This is a genomic window from Paraburkholderia sp. SIMBA_053 (genome assembly GCF_046534895.1).
In the GTDB taxonomy this organism is placed as follows: Bacteria; Pseudomonadota; Gammaproteobacteria; order Burkholderiales; family Burkholderiaceae; genus Paraburkholderia; species Paraburkholderia caledonica.
In genome coordinates, this window is sequence record NZ_JAWRXU010001728.1 from 1 (window position 1) to 235 (window position 235).

General features: G+C 54.9%; 1 protein-coding gene. It reads left to right on the plus strand.

Features of this window, described 5'->3' with window-relative positions; translation table 11 throughout:
• Positions 1 to 15: 15 nt before the first annotated feature.
• A partial coding sequence (locus tag SB753_RS41420; protein WP_410805734.1) for a hypothetical protein occupies positions 16 to 235 on the plus strand: 220 nt, incomplete at its 3' end.

Here is a 235-nt window from a genome sequence, read left to right on the forward strand (position 1 = left end):
CTAGATGGCATCAGTATGACTGAATTGGGTTTCGACTCGCCGGTGTTGACCGTGGGCGAGCTGGTAATACGAGAGCCTGGCGCTGCCGTTCCCATGTTAGAAACCTTCGAAGCGGAAGGTAGCATCATCAACGCACTCAGCCTGAGCGATATTACCTTCCGGCTAGAGGGCAGCCTAGCAGATGAGTTAGCCGCTGAGCTTGAGAGCCAAGCACTAGCCGGTGTTCTCTCCATTG